The sequence below is a fragment of the Caminibacter pacificus genome (assembly GCF_003752135.1).
GTDB lineage: Bacteria > Campylobacterota > Campylobacteria > Campylobacterales > Nautiliaceae > Caminibacter > Caminibacter pacificus.
Genome location: NZ_RJVK01000002.1, coordinates 1 through 17,360, shown reverse-complemented (window position 1 = coordinate 17,360; position 17,360 = coordinate 1). Strand labels below are relative to the sequence as shown.

Genomic DNA, 17,360 nt, shown 5'->3' with positions numbered 1-17,360 from the left:
ATAAAGAAGGTAAAAGCCTTTTTTATTTTTTTCAAATTTAAAAGGAGTAGCCATGTCAAAACCTGAAGTTTTCGATGCCGATCCTAATCTTGAAAAAGAGGTGGACGAAGTAGAAAAAGAAGCTCTTAAAGAGGGTAAAGTCGATAAGGATTTGGAAGAGAAGATATTAACCGAGCTTGAAGGTCAAAGAAACTTTCCTCCAAAAAGTGTTTATTATTGGTTGATTGCGCTTATAGCTTTCGCATGGTCTTTATATCAACTTTACGTCAGTTATTTTCCTGTAAATTCTACTATTGTCAGAAGTATTCACTTGGCTTTTGCAATGGTTTTGGCATTTTTAATCTATCCTATTGCCAAAAAACCGAAATTTCTAAAAAACATTCAATGGTGGGATTGGATTTTAGCGATAATCGGGGGTCTTGGGGCTGCGTATATTGCTATTGACTATGTCGGTCTTTCTAATAGACCCGGTGATTATTTGACAAGAGATATCGTTATCGGAGTTATTTTTATAATTATTCTTTTGGAAGCGGGGAGAAGAGTTATCGGTATGGCTTTAAGTATCGTGGCTATAGTCTTTTTGCTTTATGATAAATTCGGTCAGTATTTGCCGGAGATTATTTCTCATAAGGGAGCGAGTATCGAAAAAATCGTAGCTCAGATGTATTTGACTACCGAAGGTATTTACGGCGTGCCTCTTGGCGTATCGGCGGGATTCGTGTTTTTGTTCGTATTATTCGGTAGTTTGCTTGAGAGAGCCGGGGCAGGTGAATATTTTATCAAGCTTGCGTATGCGTTTTTGGGTAAATATAGCGGAGGTCCGGCAAAAGCGAGTGTCGTTGCAAGCGGACTTACCGGGATTATCAGCGGTAGTTCTACGGCTAACGTAGTTACTACGGGTGTATTTACAATTCCTCTTATGAAAAAAGCAGGATTTCCACCTGAAAAAGCTGCGGCCGTAGAAGTCGCCGCTTCTACAAACGGACAGCTTATGCCGCCTGTAATGGGAGCTGCAGCGTTTATTATCGCGGAATTTTTGGGACTTGCTTATACGGATGTGATTATAGCCGCTGCAATTCCAGCGGTTGTGAGTTACTTAGCGCTTTTATATATCGTTCATTTGGAAGCTAAAAAATTGGGTCTAAAAGGTGAAGACCCGAGAAATCTTCCGCCGAAACTTAAAACGTTTATAAGCGGTCTTCATTATTTGATTCCTGTCGTTTATTTGATGTATGTACTTATCGTTCTTAGACAATCGGCTCAAATGGCGGCTTTTAGCGCAATTTGGCTTTTGATGGTGATTATGATTATTCAATATCCTTTTTATGCACTATTTATCGAAAAAAGAAAACTTCAAAAACAAGACTTTATCCAAGGTTTTATCGATATTTTCCATGGAATGGTAAACGGAGCAAGAAATATGGTGCCTATCGCACTTGCAACGGCTATTGCCGGTATTGTTGTGGGAAGTATTACACTTACGGGTATCGGTCAAGTGCTTCTTGACGTAATAGACACTCTATCAAACGGAAATATTTTAATCGTTCTTTTACTTACTGCGTTTATTTCTTTGATTTTGGGTATGGGGCTTCCAACTACGGCAAACTATATCGTAGTTGCGTCTTTAACGGCTCCCGTTATGTTGCAACTCGCTCAAGATAACGGATTTTTGATTCCTGCAATTGCTGCACACCTGTTCGTATTTTATTTCGGTATTTTAGCTGACGATACTCCTCCTGTAGGTATTGCGGCATACGCGGCTGCGGGGATTGCAAAAGCAGACCCTATAAAAACCGGACTTCAAGGTTTTGCGTATGACATAAGAACGGCGATTTTACCTTTTATGTTTTTCTTTAATACGGAACTTTTACTTATAGCATCTACAAACGAATGGGATTACAACGAATTTACTTTTATAAGCGACCCGATAAAAATCGCAATTATTTTCATAACGGCTCTTCTTGGTATGTTTAGTTTCTCATCCGCAACTCAGGGCTATTTCCTAAAAAGAATCAATATCATCCAAAGACTTCTTTTCTTAGCAGCCGTTCCTCTTTTTATGCTGCCTAATTTAATGGTGAAATATTTACATTTGCCTAACGAATACGTCTCTTACGCTATCGGTTTGGTGATATGGGCGGTAATTTTCTTCTGGCAAAAAGCTCAAAAAGCCTAAGCCGTTTACCTTCTCTTTACTTTTTTTTCTTATAATATCCTTAAATAAAACAAAGGAGCGTTTATGCTTATTAACGAAATGGTAATCGACGAGAATAATATGGGATTTATTCCGTCTTTGGGAACGAGCTTTCAGTTGAATTCAACGGCAAAAAGAATAGTTGAGCTTATAAAAGAGGGAAAAACAAAAGAGGAGATTGTTAAGATTTTATCCGAAGAGAGCGGGGAGGATTGGAGAAAAGTTTATATTGATGTCGAGGATTTTTTTATTAAATTGAAAGTTTACGGACTTATTCAATGAAAATAGCACTTAGCGGTCTTAATAACACGGACAACCCCGCTCCCGGAGTACCTGTTGCCAAAAGTTTAAGCGAGTATGATTTAATCGGTTTGAGTTACGATCCGAACGAACCGGGTATTTATCAAGGACTTTTTGAAAAAGTCTATTTAATGCCGTTTCCGAGTGTCGGCTGGGAAGATACGAAACAAAGACTTAACCAAATAAAAGAAAAAAGCGGACTTGATATTTTAATACCGAATCTTGATGCCGAACTTCCGATGTATATTAAGTATCAAAACGAACTTGAAAAAATGGGAATAAAGACCTTTTTACCGACTCTTGAGAATTTTGAGATGAGGGAGAAAAAAAGACTTCCCGAATTTAGTGAAAAACTCGGTGTAAAACACCCGAAAACAATCGAAATAATTTCACTTGACGATTTGATAAAAGCGACAAAAGAGATTGGTTTTCCTGTAATGGTAAAAGGAAATTATTATAAAGCTTATATCGCTTATAATCTTGACGAAGCGATTGAATATTATTACAAAATTTCAAACGAATGGGGTTTTCCTCTTTTGGTTCAAGAAGTTGTCAGCGGTATAGAGATAAACTACGTAGGACTTGCAAACGCAGAGCTTTTAGGTGGTGTGGGTATTAAAAAACTAACGACTACGGACCTTGGAAAAGTTTGGAGTGCCGTTAGTATTAAAAACGAAAAACTTTTGGAAATGGCGAAAAAATTCGTCGAAGTTACCGGATGGAGAGGAGCTTTCGAGCTTGAAGCTATAGCAAACGGAAACGACGTATATTTGATAGAAATTAATCCGAGATTTCCGGCTTGGGTATATTTTGCGACAATGCTTGGAATTAATCTTCCTAAAATGATGGTGGATATTATAAAAGGCGAAAAAGTAACGCCGAATCTTGAGTATCCGGTTGAGAAAATGTATGTAAGATATGTAGAAGAGACTGTGAGAGATTTTAGTGATTTTTCAAAATTATTATCAACAAAAGAGCTATAAGGAGCTGAAATATGAAATATGAAAAACCAACAATAAACAGAGTGGATTTCGCACTTGCGAGTAAATACGGAAGTCCTCTTAAAACTCAAAGAATAAAAAGCGAAATAGACGGAGTGGACGTTCACGAATTGACTGAAAAATTCGGCTCTCCTCTTTTTGTTTTTTCACAAAGAGTGATTGAAGAGAAATATAAAGAATTCAAAGAAGAATTTACAAGCAGATATCCTGAAGTTGAATTTTGGTGGAGTTATAAAACCAATTATCTTGACGCTATTTGTAAGATTTATCATAAATTGGGAAGTAAAGCCGAGGTGGTTAGCGAATTTGAATATCAAAAAGCAAGACGTCTTGGTATTGAAGGAAAAGATATTATTTTCAACGGACCGTATAAACCTAAAGATGCACTTAAAGTTGCCGTAAAAGAGGGAGCGAAAATTCATATCGACCATTGGTATGAGATTAACGACCTTGAGGAGATAGCGGATGAGCTCGGAATGGAAATTCCAGTAGCTATCAGATGCAATATGGATACGGGAGTTTATCCTGCTTGGAGTAGATTCGGGTTTAATATCGATAACGGCGAAGCTTATGACGCCGTAAAAAGAATTTATGAGGGTAAAAAATTAATCTTAACCGGTCTTCATTCTCATATCGGAACATTTATGTTGAGTGCCGAAGCATACAAAAACGAAACGAAAAAATTAATTCAGCTCAAAAACAGAGTCGAAAAGGATTTCGGATATGAAATAGAATACATCGACGTAGGCGGTGGTTTTGCAAGTAAAAACAGATTAAAAGGAGTTTATCAAGCTCCGGAAGTGGTAGTGCCTACTGCCGAAGAGTATGCGGAAGCTATTACAAGCGCGATTTACGAATACAACGAAGGAAAACTTCCGAAACTATATCTTGAAACCGGAAGAGCTCTGATTGATGAAGCGGGATATTTATTGACAACAGTATTTGCGAGTAAAAGATTGCCTGACGGAAAGAAAAGTTATATCGTTGATGCGGGTGTGAATCTATTATATACTGCGTTTTGGTATAACTTTAATATTTTCCTTGATAAAAGATACGAAGGTCTTAACGAACCGAGCCAAATAAACGGACCGCTTTGTATGAATATTGACGTTATAGCGGAAAATATTACTTTACCTCCGCTTGATAGAGGAAGTGTTCTTACTATTTGGCCTGTTGGGGCTTATAATATTACACAATCTATGCAGTTTATTAGATACAGACCAAGAGCCGTGTTGATAGATACGAACGGAACGCCTCATCTCATAAGAGAAGCTGATGACTTGGATTATGTAGTTGAAAAAGAAGTGCTTCCGGAGTATTTGAAGTAAAATGGAGAAGATAAAACTCTTTTTTAAACCTTACTCAGCCATAATTTTTTTAAATTATTGGTGGGTGGGGATTTTTCTTTTTATTTTATCTTTTTTGTTGCCGAGTGTAGGTTTTTATGCGATTATTTCAATAGTTTCGACTATTGCTTTTGCGGAAATCGTAGGAATAAGAGAGGAATATTTAAAATACGGATTTTATTTATACAACTCATTACTTGTAGGTATGGGAGTAGGATATTTTTTTGATATAAGTTATGCGGCTATAATTTTAACTATTTTACTTTCAATTATTACTTTTTTATTTTCGTTTTCATTAAACAAATTTTTTTCTTGGTTTAACGTGCCGATTTTATCTTTTCCGTTTGCGGTAGTAAGTATGCTTTTTTATCTTGCGAGTTTAAAATACACCAATCTTTTATCAAATCTACTTCACCGAACTCCTTTTATCGATTTTAGTTTCCATAATGTTTTTATAGATTCTTTTTTTAAATCGATGGGAACGATACTGTTTTTGCCTTATGTAATAGCGGGAGTTGTAATTTCTATCATTATTTTTTCAATATCGAGAATAATGTTTTTTATGGCTGTTTTAGGGTTTGTAGTCGGTGTTTACACACATGCTATTTTCGTACCTTATTACGAAGCGGTGAGTTCTATTTATAACTTTAATTTTATTCTTATAGCTATGGCTCTTGGGGGAATATTTTTGATTCCACATCCGAAAAACTACCTTTTAGCTTTAATAGGAGTGATTATAAGTGTCGTTTTTATAGATGCGATGCAAGTATTTTTTAATATCTACTCACTGCCTGTTTATACGCTTCCTTTTAATATTATTGTGGTTTCGTTTTTGATTTTGCTTTATTGGGTCGGATATAAATATTTTAATTATTATATAAAGGAAACTCCTGAAAAGTCGCTTAGTTATTATTTGAGCAAAATTTATAGGTTCGGAGGAGACGGAATAAAAATTTATCTTCCATTTTCGGGAGAATGGTTTGTATATCAAGGATTTGAAGGGAAATGGACTCATAAAGGAAAATGGAAATACGCTTATGATTTCGTAATAAAAAAGAATGGAAAAACATACCAAAACGACGGCCTTTTTTTAGAAGATTATTATGCTTTTGGCAAACCGGTATTGGCACCCGTTAACGGATATGTTGTTGCAAAAAGAGACGATTTGCCCGATAATTTTATAGGTAACGTAGATAGAGTGAATAATTGGGGTAACTATATAATTATAAAAAGCGATTACGGATATTATGTAGAAATTTCTCATCTTATGCAAAATTCTATCAATGTAAATGTAGGAGATTACGTAAAAGTAGGGGATATTATAGGAAAATGCGGAAATAGCGGCTATTCACCCGAACCTCATATTCATATCCAAGTCCAAAAATACGCGGTTTTAGGAAGTGAAACTTTACCTTTTAAGTTTGTGGATTTTATAAAAAACGGAAAATTGTATTATTATGATTTGCCAAAAGAATATGAAAGTATAGAAGCACCGGTACTTGATAATTCTATGAAACTTAGAGTTAATTTTATTTTGGATGATGAATTTAAATATAGGGATTCGAATAATAAAGAAGTGATTTTTAAAGTAAAAATGAACGATAAAGGTGAGTTTTTCTTAACTGATGGAGAAAACGAGCTCTATTTTTATACGGCCGAGAGACTTTTTTATTTTTACGACTATAAAGGTGGAGAGTCGTATTTAAAAGAGCTTTTTAAATTGTTACCGAAATTGCCTTTAATAAACAAAAATGTAAAATATTTTGATGTGTTACCTTTAGAATTTAGGTTTCGTTTACACAAACTTGCTATTATGCAGTTTATAAGCTCTTTTAATCATAAATTTTTTAACCAAAAAGTGGAATATACGAAAGAAAAATTGAAAGTTTTTTCTAAGTACGGAGAAGTACATTTTTCTTTTTATGAAAAAGGGTTTTCACTAATTAAAGGAAAAAATTTTGAACTAAGGAGAATTAATGAGAAAAATCATAGCAATTATTAGTTTGACACTATCATTATTTGCACTTGATATAAAAGAGGCGTATTATTCTTCGTATAATTATGAAAAAATGGGAGATTATAAAGACGCTATTAAAGTATTGATTCCCGTATATAAAAAATATCCGGACGGATATACGATAAATCTTAGACTTGCTTGGCTTTTTTATTTAAACAAAAACTATCAAAACGCAATAAAACATTATCAAAAAGCAGCAATGATTTTGCCTTATTCTGTAGAGCCGAAACTCGGTCTTATGAGAGTTTATAATACTATTGGAGATTATGATAATTCTTTGAAAATCGGAAATTCTTTGCTTAAAACCGACTATTATAATTATTACGGAAATTATTATGAAATAGTTGCGCTTATGGGTAAAAAAAACTATAAAGTAGCTTCCGAGCTTGCTCAAAAAATGCTTACGCTATATCCTACAAGCGTATTGTTTTTGAATTTATTAGCGGAAAACTATTGGTATATGGGTAAAAAAGATACGGCTAAAAAAATATTTAGTGACGTTCTTATATTAGATCCGAATAACGTTATAGCGAAAGAGTATTTGAAAAAATGAGAATACTGGTATTCGATTATACGGACATTTATGATTTTGAAAAAGAGTTTGTAAATAACGAAGACGATTTTTATACAAGAGTAATAGAAAAAAAATATGACGTAATTATTTTAAATTTTGATTTTTATCCTTCTTTAGTCGAAATTAAAAAATTTTTAGCTGATGATGTTATAATTATATTCGTTTGTAAAGTTTGTGATGAGTTTATTTATAAAAAAGCTTTAAGTGTAGCGAATTATTGTTATTCATATGATGAACTTTATAAACTTAAGATAAGACTTGAATATTTAGAAAAAAAAGTAATAAAATTAAAATCGAGAGTTTTTAAATATAAAAAATTTATTTTTAACTTAAGTACTAATCAATTATATGAAAACTCTAAACCTTTAAGACTTACAAAAGCTGAAAGTGATGTATTGGCTATTTTGATAAAAAATAGAAATAAATATCTCTCAAAAGAAGATATATCGGCTATGAGTGAGAGTATCGATAGTATTAATTCGATAAAAGTGATAATTTCGAATTTGAGAAAATTAGGATTTGAAATAGAAAACGTAAAAAATTTAGGATATAAATTAAAGGAGTAAATGATGAAAAAGCTAATTTTAAGTACAGCGTTACTTGCGAGTAGTGTATTTGCTGCAGGAACAGTTGTAATGCCATACGGGGCTTATATTGATTATTCAAAAGAAGCGGCTAAAGATTACGGTTTTGTAGGCGGTGTATATGCCAGTAAATTTTTTAATAAAATAAAACTTGAACTTGACGCGGAACATACGTATATTACTTATAAGTCATATGCAAAATATGCAAGAAATAATAAAATTTCTATTGCAAATGTTGATTATAATAATAACGATTATAATCAAAATGATATTACTGGGATTATAAATTTTTATTTAGGTGATAAGTTTGCTTTTAAATTAGGTGCTCATTCGATGTTTATAGACCAAAAAAACAATAATGATAGTTTTGATAATGTATATATTGTGGGATTAGAATATTATAAATATCTAAAATATAATGCAGGAATGGATTATTATGCTTCTTATTATGATGGATTTAACGTTAAGCAAGTTTCTCCTTATGTCGGATTTAATTTTGGAAATTATTATTCGCCAAGCGGAAGTTTTTATTTAAAATTTCAAGCAAATCTAATTCATATTACAGATAAAGGTGTTACAGGAAGACAAAATTATAGAAATTATAATATTACTTTAAGTAATTACATTAAAAACTGGACTACAACACTTAGTGCTAATTTTGGAAAAAGTGCTTATAGAGTAGAAAACGGCGGTTTTGTGGTATATAATCTTGGAGAAGAATATAAAAACAGCTTCGGAGTAAATGTAAAATATACATGGGATAAAGTAAATACTTTCGGTGTAGGATTTACATATTCAAGTTTTAAAGAAGACGGTGTTGATGTGAATTCAGCAGTTTATTTATTATCGTATTCAAGAGCTTTTTAAAAAAGCTCTTTTACGATTTCGAATCTGTTTGCAGTCATAATATGAATTTTAGGATGAATTTTTAAAAGTTTTTGAAAAAGATTTCTGCTAAGTTCAAGTCCTACTTTGTATTCTTCTTCTTCACTTATTTTATGTGCTTTTATAAGTTTTTCTATCCATTTATCGGGTACGTATATTCCCGGAACGTGAGAATGTAAAAATTGTGCGGTTTTAAGCCTTGTAATTGGGAAAAATCCGAAAATAATTTCAAACTCTTTTCTTTCATCTTCAAATTCTTTTCTGACTTTATTTCTTATTCCTATCATTTTATCAACTATTTCAATATCATATACAGGCTGAGTAATGATACCAACGGCGTAATTTTTTACTTTTTTAAATATTTTTCTTTCGATAGTCGAGAAGTTTTTTGCGTATGAATTGCTAACCGCAAAAGGAGTTATTGGCTTTGGTTTGATTTTGAATTCTTTTCCACCGTAATCCATTCCGTTATTAAAAGCTCTAATTATTTCAAGCAGTAATAAGCTACTACCTTCCACAACACCTTTTACATTCGGCTGGTCAGACATTTTTGCCGGGTCTCCTGTTAGTGCTAAAATATTGGTTATTCCCAAATCGTTTGCTCCTAAGAGGTCGCTTTGAAGAGCGATTTTATTTCTGTCTCTCATAGTCATAGTAGCAATTACGGGTTTTTTAAACTTTTCTTGTAGTCTGTAAGCTGCAATTATCGAATTATATTTTAATTTACTCAAAGGACAATCCGTAGTAGAAAAGCCGTCAATGTATTCGTATGCTTTTGAATCTTCGAGTTTTTTTAGCATTTCATTAAGAGTCGGCGATTTTGGCGGGGTTGTTTCTAGTGTAATTATTTTGTCTTTCAACTTCTCTTTTAGCATCAATTGCCTTTTTCTTAAAATTTTACCAAAAGTTTATAAAAAAAATTATCTAAATGACGATATTAACATATGTAAGACTTATGTAAAAAAAAGAAAAAGGTTGGTGATGAGTATCAGAGGATTTTTTCAGACAGTAGGTGCTGTAGTGTTTGTTTTTATTGTGGGTAGCGGTGTATTTCTTTACACTCTTTCTTCAAATGTAAAAAAAGAAATTGATGTTTCAATCGAACATGTGATTCCTTCGTTATTGAGTTTTTATGCATTAAAAGACAATATTGTCCAAATACAACAGTTTACTACGGATGCGGCATTAACTAACGACAAAACTAGTTTGCAAGAGGCTCAAAAGCATTATTTAAATGCAAAAAAAATTCTTAAAAAGCTTCAAAAAGTTCATAAAGTTGATAATCCAAAAGTTTATCAGTTGTTGTTACAATTTGAAAAAGATTTGGATAAATTTTATAAATTGAGCCTTCAAATGGTAAATGTTTACATTCAAGGACATATAAAAACAAAAAATAAGCTTATGGAACAAGTAGATATATATGCCGAAAAACTAACAAGTTTTTTAAATAAGTTTATTAAAAAGCATGAAGTTAAACTCGTGAATATATTAAAAAAAGTAGATAATGAAGTGTTGAATACGACTATAGTTATTTCTGTACTATTTTTGATATTGTTATTGTTAATTGGCGGTGCTATGATTTATATTTATAAAAGGTTAATGAATTCATTTGATTTATTAAATAAAAATATTTTAAATATTGTAAACGGTGAAGGGGATTTAACGAAAAGAATCGAAATTAAACGTAATGATGAAATAGGTGAAGTTGCAAAAAATATGAATCTTCTTATTGAAAAACTTCAAGAAACTATTCTTGAGACTAAAAATTTAAGTAATCAAAACGCAAGTACGGCTAATGCATTAGCTGATAATTCTGCTAAAGTTGAAAAAAGAATTATAGAAGAATCAAAATATATTGAAAAAATTGATAATGCTTTAAAAGCCATTTTAGAAAAAGTGGAAAATTCAAAAGAGTTCGCACTTTCAACAAAAACCGATATTATTTCAACGCAGGATGAATTGGATAATGCAAGTAATCAAATTGATAAATTGTCTCAAAAAGTTTTGATAATTTCTGACAAAGAAAGTCAATTAGCGGAAAAAATAAAACAATTAAGTCAAGAAGCTCAAAACGTAAAATCTATTTTGGATGTTATTCGTGAAATTGCAGACCAGACAAATCTTTTAGCTTTAAATGCGGCTATTGAAGCGGCAAGAGCAGGAGAGCATGGAAGAGGGTTTGCCGTTGTTGCAGATGAAGTAAGAAAGCTTGCGGAAAAGACTCAAAATTCATTGACAGAAATTGATGCTACTTTAAATTTAATAGTAAAATCTGTTTTAGAAGCGAGCGGAGATATAAATGAAAATTCAAAAGAAATCGTAAGTTTGTCAGATGAAACTCATGTAACAAAAGAGGAAATTTTAAGTAGTTTGGATAAGATGAAAAGTTCTACTTCAAAAGTCGAAGTATTAGTAGAAGATTTTGAAGAAGTTACTAACTTAATTCAAGAAGTTAGTGAAAAAATGGATAATTTATTAAAAATTTCACTTGATAATACGAAAAGTATTGAAGAAATTAATATGGCTATTAAAAGTTTGGATAACTCTGTAAATAAACTTGATTCGATTATGAGGCTATATAAAGCTTAAAAAAATTTGATAAAATAGCTCTAAAAAAGGCACTTTATGATTTTAATGATTGATAATTACGATAGTTTTACTTATAATATCGTTCAATATTGCCTTGATTTAGGAGCTAATCTAAAGGTTATCAGAAACGACGAATTGAGTGTGGAAGAGATAAAAAAGTTAAACCCGGAAAAAATAATTATCTCTCCCGGACCTTCCACTCCTAAAGAAGCCGGTGTTAGTGTCGAGGTGATAAAAAAAATACAAAAGCCGATTTTGGGTGTTTGTTTGGGACATCAATCAATTGCTTATGCATTCGGTGGCGAAATCATAAGAGCTAAAAATTTGATGCACGGCAAAACAAGTGATATTCATATTACAATAAAAGACGATATTTACAAAGATTTGCCAAATGAATTCAGAGTAACAAGATATCACTCTTTGGTAGTTAATCCTGAAAATTTGCCTAAAAATATTATTCCTACCTCTTTTTCGAAAGATGACAAAGAGATAATGTCTCTGCGTGTAAAAGATAAACCTATTTACGGAGTACAATTTCACCCTGAATCGATTATGAGTGAATACGGAAAAGAGATTATTAAAAACTTTTTAGAGTTATGAGACTTCTTCTTTTTTTCTTTTTTTATTATCTTTTCTTGTTATGGTATGGAGTGAATTTTTTATCTTTTTCAATAGTAGAAGTTCAATCTTATGAAAAAGTTTGGTTTTTAAAATATATTTATGAAATTTTTTTCGTTTTTTTAGGTAAAAATGACCTTACATTAAGAATAGTTCCTGTTTTTTTTAGTATTTTAAGTGTAATTATTTTTTATTTACTTTCCAAGAATTATTTTAAAAAACAAAAAGATTTGGAGTTTGATGTAATTATTTTTTCTTTGATACCGGGTTTTATAATTTCATCTTTAATCGTAAATAAATCTATTTTTTTAATTTTTTTGACAATTATATTTGTTTATACATATAAAAAGAATAAATTGTTTTCTTATCTGTTGCTTTTTTCATATGCTTTTATAGATTATGCGTTTATAAATTTATATTTTGCATTAATATTTTATGCGATTTATAAAAGAGATACGAAGTTTTTATTTTTCGTATTGTTTCTTTTTGCAATAAATGCAAATATTTTTAATTATGAAATAGGCGGTAAACCAAGAGGTTATTTTTTAGATGTTTTGGGAACGTATTTTTTGATTTTTTCTCCTTTTGTATTTGTTTATTATGTTTATACTTTATATAAAGGTGCTTTTTTACAAAAAGATATAATTTATTATATTTCGGCTCTCACTTTTTTATTATCGATACTTTTATCTTTTAGACAACATATTCGTATAGATGATTATGCTCCGTTTGCTCTTATTTATATTATCTATATGGTAAAAATTTTTTTGAATTCATATCGAGTAAGACTTCCTCAATTTAGGAGAGGTTATAAAATAATATTTTCTTTTCTTTTCGGTAGTTTGATTCTTTTTGATATTGCAATCTTTTTAAACAGATATACTCCCGCTAAAAATTTGAGTAACAGTTTCTATTTTATCAAGCCTATTGTTAAAATTTTAAAAGATAAAAAGATAGATTATATAGCTTGCAATAATAAATATTTGTGTAAAAGTTTGTACTTTTACGGAATAAATAAAGGCGAAGAGTTTTATCTGAAATATTCAAAAAGTGAACAAAAAGTTTCGATTTTTCACAAAAAAAGAAAAATTTATGAAATTAATGTTTCGAATTTAAACACTTTATAAAAAAATTTTATAACAAAAAGAATAATAATTTATACAAAATGTTACAATTTCTAAAATAAAAATCCTAAGGAGTATTAATGGCTCAAAAACCAATACGCGAATATGACGGAAAAAGACTTTTCAAAGAAAATTGGGATAAATATTTTGAAGGTCTAAATTATCCATTTGAAAGTGTTTTAGTAACAAGTGGAGATGAATTAAAAGCAAAAGCAAACGAACCAGGATACGAGTGGTTAAAGGAAAAACCTCTTGTTGCAAAACCTGATATGCTTTTCGGTAAAAGAGGTAAAAACAACCTCGTACTTTTCAAAGTAAACAAACCAGGTGACGTTACGCTTGAAGACGCAGCTAAATGGATTGATGAAAAAAGAAGCGGTGAAGTTACTTTATTAAGCGGGGCAAAAGGTGAACTGACTCATTTTATCGTAGAACCGTTTACACCGCATACAGAAGATGAAGAATATTATATTGCTGCTACTACTCTTGATGAAAACTATGACGTACTTTATATGTCAGCGCACGGTGGTATGGAAGTTGAAGAAAATTGGGATAAAGTAACTGAAGTTAAAATTCCTATCGATGCGACTGATGAAGAAATTGAAAAAATTATTTCTGAAAATATTCCTGCTGATATCCCGGCGGATAAAAAAGAAGTATATAAAAAATTTGCAATTAACTTTTATAAATTCTTTAGAGACTTAAACTTTGCATATCTTGAAATTAACCCGGTAGTTATCGTTGGTGATAACGTATATCTTCTTGACCTTGTTGCAAGACTTGACGATACTGCTGGATTTATGATGAAAGACAAATGGGGTGATATCGAATTCCCTACACCATTCGGTATGCCTGAAAAATCACCTGAAGAAAAAGCAATTGCTGAAGCAGACGCTAAAACAGGTGCATCATTAAAATTAACGGTACTTAATCCAAAAGGTAGAATTTGGACACTTGTTGCGGGTGGTGGTGCTTCGGTTGTATATGCTGATACTATTGCCGACCTTGCAGGTGGAGTTGAAGACCTTGCGAACTACGGAGAATATTCAGGTGGTCCTACAACTGATGAAACAAGATTTTATACTGAAACGGTACTTGATTTAATGACAAGAGAAAAAGACCCTAAAGGTAGAGATAAGATTTTAATTATCGGTGGGGCTATTGCGAACTTTACTGACGTTGCTAAAACATTTACAGGTATCATCCAAGCATTTGAAAAATACGCTGATAAAATGAAAGACGTTGGTGTGAGAATTTACGTAAGAAGAGGTGGACCAAACTACGAAAAAGGTCTAAAAGATATTAAAGAAGCGGCTGAGAGACTTGGTCTTCCGATTAAAGTATTTGGACCGGAAACACATATTACTGATATCGTAAGAATGGCACTTGAAGATGATAAAAAAGGAGCGAAATAATGAGTAACGCACTATTTACGAGGGATACACAAGCAATTTTCTGGAATAATAATAAATCTGCAATTCAAAGAATGCTTGATTATGATTATGTAATTCAAAGAGAAAAACCGTCAATTGCTGCTATCGTAGCTCCTACAAGCAGCAATAAATTCGAAAAATTCTTTTTCGGAACTGACGAAGTTATGATTCCTATTTATAGAAGTACTGCAGAAGCTGTAAAAAATCATCCGGATGCTGACGTACTTCTAAACTTTGCATCATTCAGAACGGCTTATGACGTAACAAACGAAGCTCTTGATATGGATCAGTTCAGAGTAATTATGATTACTGCTGAGGGTATTCCTGAGAGACTTGCTAGACTTATGAATAAAAAAGCTCGTCAAAAAGGTGTAACTATTATCGGACCTGCAACTGTTGGTGCGATTACTCCGGGTGCATTCAAAGTTGCGAACATTGGTGGTACTATTGAAAATATCGTAAAATCAAAACTTCATAGACCTGGAAGTGCAGGACTTGTAACAAGAAGTGGTGGTCTTTTCAACGAACTTTCAAATATCGTTGCACTTAATGCTGACGGTATTGCCGAAGGTGTTGCAATCGGTGGTGATAGATTCGTAGGTTCTACATTTATCGATCATATGCTTAGAATGGAGAAAAACCCTCAAGTTAAATATATGATTTTACTTGGTGAAGTTGGTGGTAGAGAAGAATACAAAATTATTGAAGCAATTAAAGAAGGTAAAATTACAAAACCTGTAATCGGATGGTGTATCGGTACAATTGCTAAACATTTCTCAAGCGGAGTACAATTCGGACACGCAGGTGCGAGTGCAAATGCTGAAGAAGAAACAGCGGAAGCTAAAAACAGAGCTATGAAAGAAGCTGGAATTCACGTACCAGATAACTTCAACGACTTACCGCATGTAATTAGAGGAGTTTATGAACAACTTAAAGGTGAAGGTGTAATTCAAGATATCGAAGAACCGGAAGTACCTACTATTCCTGAAGATTATGCAAAAGCACTTGCAAAAGGAAAAATTAGAAAACCAAGAAACTTCGTATGTACTATTTCTGATGATAGAGGTGAAGAGGCAGTATATGCAGGTATTCCAATTTCACAAGTTGCTACTCCAGATACAGGATATAGTATCGGTGATGTTATTACATTGTTATGGTTCAAAAAAAGATATCCTAAATGGGCAACTGATTTCATCGAAACTGTAATTAAAACTGTTGCAGACCATGGTCCTGCGGTATCTGGTGCTCACAATGCAAAAGTTACTGCAAGAGCTGGAAAATCTGTTGTTGAATCTCTTGTAACAGGACTTTTAACAATCGGACCGAGATTCGGTGGAGCGATTGACGGTGCAGCTAAATATTTCAAATATGCTCATGATAACGGAATGAGTCCGAAAGAATTCCTAGCATATATGAAAAAACAAGGTATTCCAATTCCTGGAATCGGACATAGAATCAAATCTGTAAGAAATCCTGATAAAAGGGTTGAAGGTCTTAAAAAATATGCGGCTGAATTCTTCCCTGCAACACCATTACTTGATTATGCTTTAGAAGTTGAAAAAGAAACAACTTCTAAAAAAGAAAACTTAATTCTTAACGTTGACGGTACTATCGGAATTTTAATGGTTGATATGTGGAGAGCGTTAGGATATTCTGAAAAAGAAATCGAAGAATTTATTGAATCAGGTACTCTTAACGCATTCTTTATCTTAGGAAGAAGTATCGGATTTATCGGACATATCCTTGATGAAAAAAGACTTGGTATGCCAATGTATAGACATCCATGGGATGACATTCTTTACCAAGTTGACAAAGCGGAAGAACTTTAATATGAAGGCTCTTAAGCCTTCTTTTACTATTATTGAATTAATCATTGTAATAATAATTATTGGAATTATCGCTTATACGATAAATTTCAATTTCTTCGACAACAATCTCAAAGTCGCTGCCGACCAAGTTGAAAATCATATTCGTTATACAGAATCACTTGCGATGAAAGATGATAAATATCAACCTTTCCCTAAAAGTACTTCATCTGCTGATACTAATCAAAGTAAATTTTGGTTTATGCAGTGGTGGCAAATAAGATTTAGTGTAAATAGTAATAATGAATATTTTTATGAAATATTTAGCGATTCAACTAAGAGCACTACTTATTTCGATCATATTGGGAACCCTGTAAGCGAATTTGCTAGAGATCCGCTTACCCATAAATATTTGGATGGTAATTATAATACTCCTACTGCTAATAAAAAATTAAATTTAACCAAAACTTATGGAATAAAACTAATTAAATTTAATGGCACAGTAATTTCTTCTTCAACTAATTCAAAAAGAATCCTATTTGATAATTTTGGTAATTTATTTTTAAGTGAAGGAAATATAAACCATGTAGGTAATGAATATCCTCTTTATAAAAATGAAAGAGTATTAGTAACAAATAATATAAAAATTGATTTATGTAGAGATAATGTATGTAATGAATGTATTAGATTAAATATTACTCCAAGTGGTGAAGTCTTTCAAAGTAAATGTAATTAATTTTTAAAAATTTTCTTCAAAGAAAAACTCCCAGATTTCGGCGTTTAATGTTAATTTTCAAAAAAATTTCATAAAATTTCCTAAAAAAGAGGAAAAAACTCTTGACAAGAGGGTAGGAATATTATATACTTTCAGTCCCAAAACGCGGGAGAGC

Annotated in this window: 15 protein-coding genes; 14 read left to right on the top strand and 1 reads right to left on the bottom strand. The window is 32.0% G+C overall.

Going from position 1 to position 17,360, the window contains the following annotated elements; genetic code table 11:
* Positions 1–52: 52 nt before the first annotated feature.
* From EDC58_RS03750 to EDC58_RS03715, 8 genes are all read left to right on the top strand, one after another.
* Positions 53–2,176 carry a TRAP transporter permease gene (locus EDC58_RS03750; protein ID WP_123352176.1) on the top strand — a complete coding sequence of 708 codons (2,124 nt, stop codon included), beginning with the start codon at positions 53–55 and terminating at the stop codon, positions 2,174–2,176.
* A gap of 63 nt (positions 2,177–2,239) precedes the next feature.
* Positions 2,240–2,476, top strand: coding sequence for a PqqD family protein (locus tag EDC58_RS03745; protein WP_123352175.1), 237 nt, complete (start codon positions 2,240–2,242; stop codon positions 2,474–2,476).
* Positions 2,473–3,477, top strand: a complete 1,005-nt coding sequence (locus EDC58_RS03740; RefSeq protein ID WP_123352174.1) for an ATP-grasp domain-containing protein — start codon at positions 2,473–2,475, stop codon at positions 3,475–3,477. The genes EDC58_RS03745 and EDC58_RS03740 overlap by 4 nt, the downstream gene beginning before the upstream one ends.
* 11 nt (positions 3,478–3,488) lie before the next feature.
* Positions 3,489–4,823 carry an alanine racemase gene (locus tag EDC58_RS03735; RefSeq protein WP_123352173.1) on the top strand — a complete coding sequence of 445 codons (1,335 nt, stop codon included), beginning with the start codon at positions 3,489–3,491 and terminating at the stop codon, positions 4,821–4,823.
* Between the two features lies 1 nt (position 4,824).
* Positions 4,825–6,843: an urea transporter gene (locus EDC58_RS10355; RefSeq protein WP_123352172.1), complete on the top strand. Its 2,019-nt coding sequence runs from the start codon at positions 4,825–4,827 to the stop codon at positions 6,841–6,843.
* Positions 6,818–7,411 carry a tetratricopeptide repeat protein gene (locus EDC58_RS03725; protein ID WP_123352171.1) on the top strand — a complete coding sequence of 198 codons (594 nt, stop codon included), beginning with the start codon at positions 6,818–6,820 and terminating at the stop codon, positions 7,409–7,411. Before EDC58_RS10355 ends, EDC58_RS03725 begins: the two co-directional genes overlap by 26 nt.
* A complete protein-coding gene (locus tag EDC58_RS03720) occupies positions 7,408–7,998 on the top strand; it encodes a winged helix-turn-helix domain-containing protein (RefSeq protein WP_123352170.1) in 591 nt (196 codons plus the stop codon). The genes EDC58_RS03725 and EDC58_RS03720 overlap by 4 nt, the downstream gene beginning before the upstream one ends.
* Before the next feature lie 3 nt (positions 7,999–8,001).
* Positions 8,002–8,883, top strand: coding sequence for a hypothetical protein (locus tag EDC58_RS03715; RefSeq protein ID WP_136779787.1), 882 nt, complete (start codon positions 8,002–8,004; stop codon positions 8,881–8,883).
* Here EDC58_RS03715 and EDC58_RS03710 read toward each other — a convergent pair.
* The gene (locus tag EDC58_RS03710; protein ID WP_123352168.1) at positions 8,880–9,776 is read right to left on the bottom strand and encodes a methylenetetrahydrofolate reductase; all 897 of its coding nucleotides are present in this window, start codon (positions 9,774–9,776) and stop codon (positions 8,880–8,882) included. The two genes, EDC58_RS03715 and EDC58_RS03710, sit on opposite strands and share 4 nt — an antisense overlap.
* A 106-nt stretch (positions 9,777–9,882) precedes the next feature.
* On the opposite strand from EDC58_RS03710, the gene EDC58_RS10065 reads away from it, so the two are divergent.
* From EDC58_RS10065 to EDC58_RS03680, 6 genes are all read left to right on the top strand, one after another.
* Complete coding sequence (locus EDC58_RS10065; protein ID WP_123352167.1) at positions 9,883–11,490, top strand: methyl-accepting chemotaxis protein; 1,608 nt, start codon at positions 9,883–9,885, stop codon at positions 11,488–11,490.
* Between the two features lie 36 nt (positions 11,491–11,526).
* Positions 11,527–12,090: an anthranilate synthase component II gene (locus EDC58_RS03700; protein WP_123352166.1), complete on the top strand. Its 564-nt coding sequence runs from the start codon at positions 11,527–11,529 to the stop codon at positions 12,088–12,090.
* A 374-nt stretch (positions 12,091–12,464) separates the two neighbouring features.
* Positions 12,465–13,235 (top strand): hypothetical protein, encoded by a 771-nt coding sequence (locus EDC58_RS03695; protein WP_235823170.1) that lies wholly within the window; start codon positions 12,465–12,467, stop codon positions 13,233–13,235.
* A 77-nt stretch (positions 13,236–13,312) separates the two neighbouring features.
* On the top strand, positions 13,313–14,647 hold the full coding sequence (locus EDC58_RS03690) for an ATP citrate lyase citrate-binding domain-containing protein (protein WP_123352164.1): 1,335 nt from the start codon (positions 13,313–13,315) through the stop codon (positions 14,645–14,647).
* Entirely contained in the window at positions 14,647–16,494 is a 1,848-nt protein-coding gene (locus EDC58_RS03685; protein ID WP_123352163.1) for a citrate/2-methylcitrate synthase, read from the top strand. Before EDC58_RS03690 ends, EDC58_RS03685 begins: the two co-directional genes overlap by 1 nt.
* Before the next feature lies 1 nt (position 16,495).
* Positions 16,496–17,206 (top strand): hypothetical protein, encoded by a 711-nt coding sequence (locus EDC58_RS03680; RefSeq protein ID WP_123352162.1) that lies wholly within the window; start codon positions 16,496–16,498, stop codon positions 17,204–17,206.
* The last annotated feature ends 154 nt before the right edge of the window (positions 17,207–17,360 follow it).

Excerpts from the sequence above, each read along its gene's own strand:
- EDC58_RS10355 (WP_123352172.1), top strand. The coding sequence starts at position 4,825 with ATGGAGAAGATAAAACTCTTTTTTAAACCTTACTCAGCCATAATTTTT.
- EDC58_RS03750 (WP_123352176.1), top strand. The coding sequence starts at position 53 with ATGTCAAAACCTGAAGTTTTCGATGCCGATCCTAATCTTGAAAAAGAG.
- EDC58_RS03720 (WP_123352170.1), top strand. The coding sequence starts at position 7,408 with ATGAGAATACTGGTATTCGATTATACGGACATTTATGATTTTGAAAAA.
- EDC58_RS03700 (WP_123352166.1), top strand. The coding sequence starts at position 11,527 with ATGATTTTAATGATTGATAATTACGATAGTTTTACTTATAATATCGTT.
- EDC58_RS03710 (WP_123352168.1), bottom strand. The coding sequence starts at position 9,776 with ATGCTAAAAGAGAAGTTGAAAGACAAAATAATTACACTAGAAACAACC.
- EDC58_RS03745 (WP_123352175.1), top strand. The coding sequence starts at position 2,240 with ATGCTTATTAACGAAATGGTAATCGACGAGAATAATATGGGATTTATT.
- EDC58_RS03715 (WP_136779787.1), top strand. The coding sequence starts at position 8,002 with ATGAAAAAGCTAATTTTAAGTACAGCGTTACTTGCGAGTAGTGTATTT.
- EDC58_RS03680 (WP_123352162.1), top strand. The coding sequence starts at position 16,496 with ATGAAGGCTCTTAAGCCTTCTTTTACTATTATTGAATTAATCATTGTA.
- EDC58_RS03740 (WP_123352174.1), top strand. The coding sequence starts at position 2,473 with ATGAAAATAGCACTTAGCGGTCTTAATAACACGGACAACCCCGCTCCC.
- EDC58_RS03735 (WP_123352173.1), top strand. The coding sequence starts at position 3,489 with ATGAAATATGAAAAACCAACAATAAACAGAGTGGATTTCGCACTTGCG.
- EDC58_RS03685 (WP_123352163.1), top strand. The coding sequence starts at position 14,647 with ATGAGTAACGCACTATTTACGAGGGATACACAAGCAATTTTCTGGAAT.
- EDC58_RS03690 (WP_123352164.1), top strand. The coding sequence starts at position 13,313 with ATGGCTCAAAAACCAATACGCGAATATGACGGAAAAAGACTTTTCAAA.
- EDC58_RS03725 (WP_123352171.1), top strand. The coding sequence starts at position 6,818 with ATGAGAAAAATCATAGCAATTATTAGTTTGACACTATCATTATTTGCA.
- EDC58_RS10065 (WP_123352167.1), top strand. The coding sequence starts at position 9,883 with ATGAGTATCAGAGGATTTTTTCAGACAGTAGGTGCTGTAGTGTTTGTT.